The sequence below is a fragment of the Candidatus Omnitrophota bacterium genome, assembly GCA_040755155.1.
Classification (GTDB): domain Bacteria; phylum Hinthialibacterota; class Hinthialibacteria; order Hinthialibacterales; family Hinthialibacteraceae; genus JBFMBP01.
In genome coordinates this window covers 1-8941 of sequence record JBFMBP010000083.1, presented here as the reverse complement: position 1 = coordinate 8941, position 8941 = coordinate 1, and the positions used below count along the sequence as shown (strand labels likewise).

General features: G+C 51.3%; 8 protein-coding genes. 7 read left to right on the top strand and 1 reads right to left on the bottom strand.

All coding sequences use genetic code 11. From position 1 onward, the window contains the following. The 7 genes from AB1656_11705 to AB1656_11675 form a co-directional block, all read left to right on the top strand. A partial coding sequence (locus AB1656_11705; protein ID MEW6236044.1) for a hypothetical protein occupies positions 1 to 521 on the top strand: 521 nt, incomplete at its 5' end. 498 nt (positions 522 to 1019) lie between these two features. After that, positions 1020 to 1892, top strand: coding sequence for an SAM-dependent chlorinase/fluorinase (locus tag AB1656_11700; protein MEW6236043.1), 873 nt, complete (start codon positions 1020 to 1022; stop codon positions 1890 to 1892). Further along, complete coding sequence (locus tag AB1656_11695) at positions 1889 to 3049, top strand: glycosyltransferase family 4 protein (protein ID MEW6236042.1); 1161 nt, start codon at positions 1889 to 1891, stop codon at positions 3047 to 3049. The genes AB1656_11700 and AB1656_11695 overlap by 4 nt, the downstream gene beginning before the upstream one ends. Positions 3050 to 3277: 228 nt before the next feature. Beyond that, positions 3278 to 4636, top strand: coding sequence for a trigger factor (tig, locus tag AB1656_11690; GenBank protein MEW6236041.1), 1359 nt, complete (start codon positions 3278 to 3280; stop codon positions 4634 to 4636). Positions 4637 to 4654: 18 nt separating this feature from the next. After that, complete coding sequence (gene clpP / locus AB1656_11685) at positions 4655 to 5278, top strand: ATP-dependent Clp endopeptidase proteolytic subunit ClpP (protein ID MEW6236040.1); 624 nt, start codon at positions 4655 to 4657, stop codon at positions 5276 to 5278. Between the two features lie 176 nt (positions 5279 to 5454). Next, a complete protein-coding gene (gene clpX, locus AB1656_11680) occupies positions 5455 to 6711 on the top strand; it encodes an ATP-dependent Clp protease ATP-binding subunit ClpX (GenBank protein ID MEW6236039.1) in 1257 nt (418 codons plus the stop codon). 194 nt (positions 6712 to 6905) lie between these two features. Then, positions 6906 to 7433, top strand: coding sequence for a CarD family transcriptional regulator (locus AB1656_11675; GenBank protein ID MEW6236038.1), 528 nt, complete (start codon positions 6906 to 6908; stop codon positions 7431 to 7433). 352 nt (positions 7434 to 7785) lie between these two features. Here the strand turns inward: AB1656_11675 and AB1656_11670 are convergent. Then, on the bottom strand, positions 7786 to 8941 hold a 1156-nt coding region (locus tag AB1656_11670; protein MEW6236037.1), incomplete at its 5' end, for a hypothetical protein.

Genomic DNA, 8941 nt, shown 5'->3' with positions numbered 1-8941 from the left:
GCAAGGAAGCCCTCGCCTATCTTCTGCTGGAAATCGCTCGGCATGGGAAGGAAACCAGTCCCTCCACGCCCTCGGGCATGATTCCTCCCTACCAGAAAGCATCCGCGCAAACCGGCCAGAAGAAACGGAAGAAGAAAGCGGGAGGGCAAAAAGGCCATGCGGGGGCGCGCCGTTCCATGCCGGAGAAGATCGGCCGCCGGGAAGAGCATCGGCTGGTTCATTGTCCTGATTGCGGCGGACCGCTCCAACAATGCAACGGCGAGAACAGTGTTCGTTCGCGGATCGTCGAGGACATTCCCGCCGACATTCGACCGGAAGTTACGGAGCATCTCCTGCACCGGGATTACTGCCCGCGATGCAAGAAGCTGGTGGAACCCAAAGTGGAGGCGGCTTTGCCGAAATCTACGATTGGCAACCGCTTGGTGGTTCTAGCTGGATTTGGCGCTGGCATGTTGCACGGATTCCGATGCGCGGCGGCTGGCGAAACGCCTGGAATGTTGGCTTCTTTAAACTGGCGTTGAGTTTCTGCGGCTAAAAGGACTAATAAATCAGGGAACTCAAGATCGTTTGAATCTAAATTGCGCGTGGCGTCAATATATATTGTCACAAACGGAAGATCCGAATCAGTAGGATTTTCAAGTTCTCTCTTGATGCGCAGGAGCTCGCTGGTTTTGCCGATTCCTCGATGGCCCGCAAATAGCATTCTCTCGGGAGATTTAGCCCGGCGAAAGGATCGGATTAAACGCGGTATGATGCTGCCGGAACGAGCCTCATCGAAATTCACATTTATAAGCCGTGTAATAGAACGTATACGTCTCATTCGATAAGTTTACAGATTCTAAGTCTACGGCGGCTTTGATTATATCAAAAAAGACGGCATTTTATATTCCTCATCAATGGGAAGATTGCAAAGCGCGCAAGAGTCTTGTCTCCCGCATAGGTTGGAACGAAACTATGAAATCGGAAAAAGAAAAAAATCCTCTTTATAAATGCCTGCTTGATATAGGGTGGCTATTGCCGTGGATGATTTTTCCCAACGCATGAAACAAGCCATGAAAGAGCCTCGCTCCATCATAACTTTATTGACCGATTTTGGGGAACAAGACGGATTTATCGGCGTGATGAAGGGCGTGATGCTGCAAATCGCTCCCCACGCCTGTTTTGTCGATATCAGTCATCGGCTGCCCGCTTTCTCCATCGCGGCGGCGGCGTTTCTCAATCATTGGTCTTACGGCTATTTCCCGGCGGGAACGGTGCATCTCTGCGTGACGGATCCCGGCGTCGGAACCGGCCGCCGGGCGTTGATCGCGGAGACGGCGGGCCATCTTTTCGTCGCTCCCGACAACGGCCTGCTTACGCCGCTCTTCGATCAACCCGAATCCATGCGGATTTTTTCCGCCACGGATAGCCGCTATTGGCTCGACGCCGTCAGCGGCACTTTCCACGGACGGGACATTTTCGCGCCCCTCGCCGCCCATCTGGCGCGCGGCGTTCGTCCCGAAGCGATGGGGGAAGAGATACGCGATCCGGTCCGGCTGTCTCTGCCTTCGCCCGTCGTCCAACCCCGCCTTATCGAATGCGCCGTCGTCTATATCGACCGTTTCGGCAATCTTGTCACTAACCTGGACAAGAAAACTCTTAGGCAATGGATTCAGAATAACGGCGTCTCATCGGAAAAGATCGCGATTGTTTTGGGAAAGGACAAAATCCAAGGATTATCCGCGGCCTATGGTATGAAAGAAAAGGGCGAGTTGCTGGCGGCGATCGACGGCTTCGACCGGTTGGAAATCGCTGTGCGCGAGGGCGATGCGGAAGCGAAAACAGGCTTGAGGATCGGATCGAAAATCCTCATCGCCGCCTCGGAGGAAGCGATGGCGGAGGGCGGCGAGTGAAAATCCTGATGCTTCACCCCCACGACCTCTGGTACGATCCTTGGACTATCCGCATTCTGGAACTAGCGCGGGGATTGCAACGCCGAGGGCATAACGCGATCCTCTGCCATATGCCCCGCAAGGATAAACCCGAACACGGTCATTTGCGTACGCGCCAGCCGGACGATCCTCTCGTTTACGAGTTGCTTCCGCGGCAAAAGCATTTTTTACATAATTATCGATTGCTATGCCAATTAGGGTTGGATTGCGATATTCTGTATTTGCAAAAATGCTTTCCCGCCTCCACTCTTCCGTTGCTGTGGGCGGCGCAGCGCTTGAAAAAACCGTTGCATTACGACTGGGACGACAACGAAACCGCTCTCGCCCGCATCGTTGAGAAACGCTTCTTTTCGCGCTTTCAACTCGCGTCATACGAACGGTTGCTCCCTCGATTCGCATCGACGCTGACGTATTCCAGCGAAGCCTTGAAGCAAAAAGCCCTGCAGGCGGGATTCGATCCCCGGCTCATGCGCCATTTGCCCGTAGGAGCGGATGTTCAACGATTTCGGCCCGACTTGGACGGCGATGCAGAGCGGAAAGCGTTGGAATTATCGCCAGATAAACTAGTTGTACTCTATCTTGGCCAATTGGAAGGCGCCGCCCATGCTCGCCGTTTGGTGGAAGCGGCCCCGCTGGTATTGGCTCATGCGCCGGACGTTCAATTTCTCTTTGCCGGAGGCGGCGAACAATTGCCGGAACTGCGCCGCCTCGCCGCCGCTTCTCCCGCCGCGCACGCGATTAAGATTACGGGTTATGTGGAAGCGAGCCGTGTTCCCGGCGTCATCACCGCCGCCGATATTTGCGTCGCCTGCTTCGACGACGACGAAGCCTCCCGCTGCAAAAGCCCCCTCAAGATTGCGGAATATCTCGCCTGCGGCAAGCCCATCGTCGCCAGCCGCGTAGGCGACGCCGCCTGGATGACGGAAGGATGCGGCGCCGTTGTCAAGCCAGGAGACTTGTCGTCACTGGCCGACGGCATTCTGCAATACGCCCTCGATCCATCGCGGCGGAAACGCGACGGAGAGAAAGCCCGCCGCCGCGCCCTGGAACTTTTTACTTGGGACCGGGGATCGGAGACGTTGATCGAACTATTTGAAGAAACCATCCTACAGCGTTGATTATTTTGAGGATTAATACCGGCTCATCGCCTTGAATCCATCGAAAATCGAGCTTTTAAGCAAATATCGTTCTTGACTTTGCGGCATCGAAAAGATAGGTTATTATTAATAAATCGTTAAAATGCTTTTTTTAAAATACAATTCAGCGATGGTCTTGATCGTTCGCGCTCTAAGATCATCGCCTCGTTTGTTTTTTTAGAACCTTATCGAAGGAGTTGAAATCCGGCCTTGAAGATCCTCGAACAGCAAGACAGCGGTACATGCGCCAAAACCCTTAAGATCGAATTGCCCCGCGAAGAAGTAACCGGCGAACTCGATGAAGTGTATAAAGAATTCATCGATAACGCCGCCGTTCCCGGTTTTCGCAAGGGGAAAGCGCCGCGCCATATCGTGAAAATGAGGTATGGAAAGCATTTGGACAAAGAAGCGATGACGAAAGCGATCGAGAACGCCGTCAAAAAAGCGGCGGAAGAATTGCAACTCGATCCCGTTACTCAGCCGGATTTAGGCGATTTCGACCATGAAACCAAGGACGATCCCATCGTCTTCGAAGCCAAGTTCGAATACCGTCCCAACGTGGATGTCGGCGACTATAAAACGATCCGGCCAACGCCTCCTCCATCCGAGGTTTCCGAAGAAGACATTGCGAAAGCCTTGAATCAACTTCGGGAAAAAAACGCGATGTACGCTTCCATTGACGACCGTCCGGCGGCGGAAAATGATTTTCTCAATATATCCTGTTCCGCAACGATCGACGAAAATCCTTTTTTGGAAGCTACGCACAGCGACATTACCATCGAACTCGGATCCAAGCGTTATATTCCCGGCTTTGAAGACGCCCTGATCGGCTTAAACGTCAACGATGAAAAAGGATTCTCTCTTACCCTCCCCGACGACTATCCCACGGAAGACAAACGGGGCAAGGAAGCGAAGTTCCTTGTGAAGGTAAAACAAATCCGCGAAAAGAAAATGCCGGAACTGGATGATGAATTCGCCAAGGATATGGGCGCTTTCGGCACTCTGGCCGAGCTGAAAGAGCGCATCGCCGCCGATCTGAAGCAAAATCTGGAAAACCGCAAACAGGAAAACATCATGGAATCCCTCCGGCGCGAACTGCTGGAACGCAACGTCTTCGACGTTCCTCCCAGTTTGGTGCGCGGCCAATACAACTACATCAACGCCGTTCAGGATATGGAATATCGCCGCATAGGCAGTTCTCTCGAAATCGCAGCTAAGGAAGACAAGGGGCTTCTCGCCCGCAACGAAAAAGCGGCGGAAGAAGAAGTCCGCATCTCCATCATTCTCGAAAAAATCGCCAAGAAGGAATCCATCGAAATCGACGATAAGGACTACGACGTTTATATCGCGCGTCTGGCCCGCTCTTCCCATACCGATCCTTACGCCTACAAAGAACGGATCGAATCGCGCGGCTTGGAGTCCTACTACCGCCGCTTGGCTTTGGAAGAGAAAACGCTCGAATATCTCAAACATCTATCCGAATCGGGAGATACCGAATCGGGAAGTTTCGAATCTACAGAAAGCGAAACGGCGGAGGAAACGAACGGCGAAGCGAAAGCGGAGGAATAACCGGTGGTACTCATTCCTATGGTCGTGGAGCAGACGAACCGAGGCGAACGCGCCTACGATATTTACTCCCGGCTGCTGAAAGATCGCATCATATTCATCGGAAGCCCAATTGAAGATCACATGGCCAACCTGGTCATCGCCCAATTGCTGTTTTTGCAAGCGGAAGACCCGGAGAAGGATATTCAAATTTACATCAACAGCCCCGGCGGCTCCGTATCCGCCGGCCTAGCGATTTACGATACTATGCAATACGTGCGTCCCGACGTGGCGACGACCTGTATGGGTTTGGCCGCCAGCATGGCCGCCGTGCTATTGGCGGCGGGCGCGAAAGGCAAGCGCCATGCGCTTCCCAATTCGCGCATCATGATCCACCAGCCCGCCGGCGGCTTTCAAGGCCAAGCCTCCGACATCGAAATCCGCGCCCGGGAAATAATGCACATCAAACAGCGGCTCAATAAAATCGTTTCCTTCCACACAGGCCAGGATATCGCCAGAATCGAAAAAGATACGGATCGGGATTACTTTTTATCCCCGGAAGAATCCAAAGAATACGGAATCATCGACAGCATTTTCGTTCCTTTGACGAAAGAAGATAAGAAGGATTCCGAAAAAAAGGATTCCAAAGCCGACAAATCCGAATAAAATGACTGTAATGAAAGCCTTGAGATGCGGTTTTGCGCCTTAAGGCTTTTTACTATATAATATTTTTATTGCCCTATTTTTTGGGGAGAGAATTTCGAACGTTTGACCGGCGATCCGCTTTCCTTCGGGCGGAGTGGATGCAACGAAAGCTGAAGCGTATAGCCTAAGAGGTTCTTATGGATTATTCGAGCAAGAACAAACCGTTGTACTGCTCCTTCTGCGGCAAAAGCCAGGATGAAGTAAAGAAACTTATCGCTGGACCGCCACAGAAACACACCTCTCAGCCCGCCTATATCTGCAACGAGTGCGTTCTCCTATGCAACAGCGTTCTGGAAGAAGAGATCGAAGTCGAACTAAGAGAATTTCTCAAGCCCAAGGAAATCAAGGATGCCCTCGACGCCTACGTTATAGGCCAGGAATATACGAAAAAAGCCGTTTCCGTGGCCGTACATAATCATTTCAAACGCATCCGCTATCACGAAGCCGTCACCAACGACATCGAACTGCAAAAAAGCAATATCCTGATGCTCGGCCCCACGGGTACGGGTAAAACCTATATCGCCCAAACTCTGGCGAAGATATTGAACGTTCCTTTCACCATCGTCGACGCCACTACGCTGACGGAAGCGGGGTATGTCGGCGAGGATGTGGAAAATATCATCCTCAAACTCCTCATGGTTACCGGCTATCATGTGGAGAAAGCGGAAAAGGGCATTATCTACATCGACGAAATCGATAAAATCGCCCGCACCACCCAAAACGTATCCATCACCCGCGACGTATCCGGCGAGGGCGTGCAACAGGCGTTGTTGAAAATTATCGAAGGCACCGTATGCAACGTCCCCCCCCAAGGCGGACGCAAGCATCCCCACCAGGAATTTATTCAGGTCAACACCACCGACATCCTCTTTATCTGCGGCGGCGCTTTCGTTGGCTTGGATAAAATCATCGAACGCCGCATCGGCCGGCGCGTCATTGGATTCGGTTCGTCGGAAGAAGGACCCGTCGCCATTACGGAAGACAATCTTCTTCGCCGCGTGGAGCCGGAAGATTTGCTGAAATTCGGCATGATTCCCGAATTCGTCGGACGCTTCGCCTGCATCACCGCTTTAAGCGATTTGGATCTTTCCGCGCTGAAAGATATCCTTACCAAGCCTAAGAACGCCATTTGCAAACAATTCCAGAAACTTTTCGAATTGGAAGGCGTTCAATTGGAATTCACCGAAGAAGCGCTGATGGAAATATCGCAGAAAGCTCAGGAGCGCAAGACGGGTGCGCGCGGCTTGCGCGCGATTTTGGAAAAGTGCATGATGGACGCCATGTACGAAATTCCCTCCATGTCGGGAGTGAGCAAGTGCATCATCACCAAAGAAGTCGTTACCGAAGGTTCGGATCCGCTTTTGGTTTTTGAAGACCAGGTGGAAACAGCGTAATCCATCCCCATTCGCCGTAAATCCATAATTATAAAAAACAACAATCAGCGTCAAGCGACAAGTGGTTAGTAAATGAAATTCAACGGCTTACGAAACACGTTCCACAAGACTTTTCATTGAAATGAGTACAATAGCGTACATCAAGTTAAATTTATGAAAGCACATAACAACTGCCGTTTTTAGGATAAAATACTATGTCATTTTCCATCGGCGATCATGTCGTAAAACCCGGGCTGGGCATCTGCAAGATCAAAGCAATCCGCAAAATGCAGGTAGAAGGCAAAGAACAACAATTCTACGTCCTGCAATCGGGCGACGTGAACGTTATGGTTCCCTTCGCTCACGCCCACGGGGGCGGCCTGCGCCCGCTGCTCGATGAGGAAGGCATGAATAAGGTTCTCGCCTTTCTCAGCGAGCCGATTCTGATTCCGGAAAACGAAGACGAAACCAGCGACCGATACGCAATCGAAGTCTACGCCGCCAAAGATGAAATCAAGCATCGCAATCCCGATACGGCGGCGCAACTGCTCAAGACGCTTTTTTACCGCAGCAAAATCGTCGAACTGGATAAATCGGAAACCGCCGTATTCCAAGAAGCCATGATCGTGCTCGCCGAGGAATACGCCCATCTCCATCACACCACCCGCCAAAAAGCCATGCACCAATTGCGCTCCAGCCTTAAAGAAGGCCGCAAAGCCCGCCGGGATCATACGTTCCGGTAGATATCTTTTATCGCCGCAAATTTAGACGCTAACCCAGCTCTTGCCGTTGACTTTGCTAACTGAAAAATTTTGAAATCGGATTGTCCAACACCGATTTCCACAGCATTTTTAAGCGACAAGAGTTAGGGAGTCCAAACGATCCTTAGCAGCTTATTATCGAGCCAGGGGACCGCGATGTCGGATTTCAGTTTTTCAAATACTATATTTTAAGCGTCAGAATTTCGCTACATGCGAAAGAAAGTGCATGATATAATACCTTGATTTTTATAGGATTATAGTCGCTCTGCCTTATGGATTTATGGTTGGCAGAGCTCTGTGGAAATCGGTGTTAAAGAAAACATTATTTCTGCGCTCATTCCACCCGCATCCAATAGCCCCAGCCCCAGCGCGGCTCCGTCAATTCGGAGCGCAGCAGGATTTCGTTCTCGCCTGGTTTAAGTTTGATCTCGAATTCGAACTGATCGGGCAAGATGCGGCCAAAGCCGTCTTCAAAACTGCGTCCGGGATCGTAAAATCCGCGCGGCGGACCTTGGAAAGCTTTTTCGCCGTTGATCCAAACCGTCAGGCGGTCGGTGTAGGAGGTCAAGGCTTTCTTAACAGCTTTTTCTTTGGATTGAATCGAGGTTTTTGCGAAGACGACGCCTTTCTCCATATCGCTGGGAAATTGCGCCGTCAGGTTGACGATCCCCCGCCGGTCGGAGGATAGGGGCTTCCATGCGATGGTTTTCAACTCATCGGGTATTTTATCGGTTCCGAATTCCGGCGTTTGTTTGGGAGTGATTTGCCATTCCTTTATAACAATTTGCCGGCTGGATTTCTCCCATACATCGTCCAAAATCGGCTTGACATCGCCAGGCGCCAGTTTCGTTACGCGCAAATTGCGGAAGTAGGCGCTTCCGTAATATTCCCAAAAGCGGACGCCGCCTTTAGAAAAGGGCAGATCGTAAATCGTATAAGCGGGATTAGGATCGCCGTTGGCATAGAGATTCGCGATTGTTTCTCCCGCGTCCAGGCGCAGCGGAATCCATTTTTCTTTGGCGAATATTTTTTGCGGAGGGGAGAACGGCCATAGTTTCCATACGGCGTTTTTTCCCCAACGTCCCGTATGTTCGAAGGCGATTTGATCGCCTGATTTGGGAATATAAAATTCGAAGTTGCATCCATGCTCGCCGTCGTTGCTGACGAAAAAATCCAATCCAATAAATCCGCCGCCTTCGCCTTCGCATAAACATTCGAATTCGACGCGATAGGGTCCCCAGGACTCATCCCCAATCCAACAACTCGTCGTAGGATACTCTGATTTCGCCGATTGGAGATGAAAGGCTTTGCCGAACTTCGGGTGATCCACGAAAGTCGTAGGATTGTCTATCCATTCCGCTTTTTGGACGCCGTCCAGCGGATTTTCGAATAAAATATCGTTAGATTGGCTATGAGCGGCGGGCATAATGGACTCCAATATCAATAGAATGAATGTAATGTTTTTTGCAACTCGAACCATGATTTCTTCC

Coding starts and splice junctions, on each gene's coding strand:
- AB1656_11675 (MEW6236038.1), top strand. CDS start 6,906: ATGTCATTTTCCATCGGCGATCATGTCGTAAAACCCGGGCTGGGCATC.
- clpX (MEW6236039.1), top strand. CDS start 5,455: ATGGATTATTCGAGCAAGAACAAACCGTTGTACTGCTCCTTCTGCGGC.
- clpP (MEW6236040.1), top strand. CDS start 4,655: ATGGTCGTGGAGCAGACGAACCGAGGCGAACGCGCCTACGATATTTAC.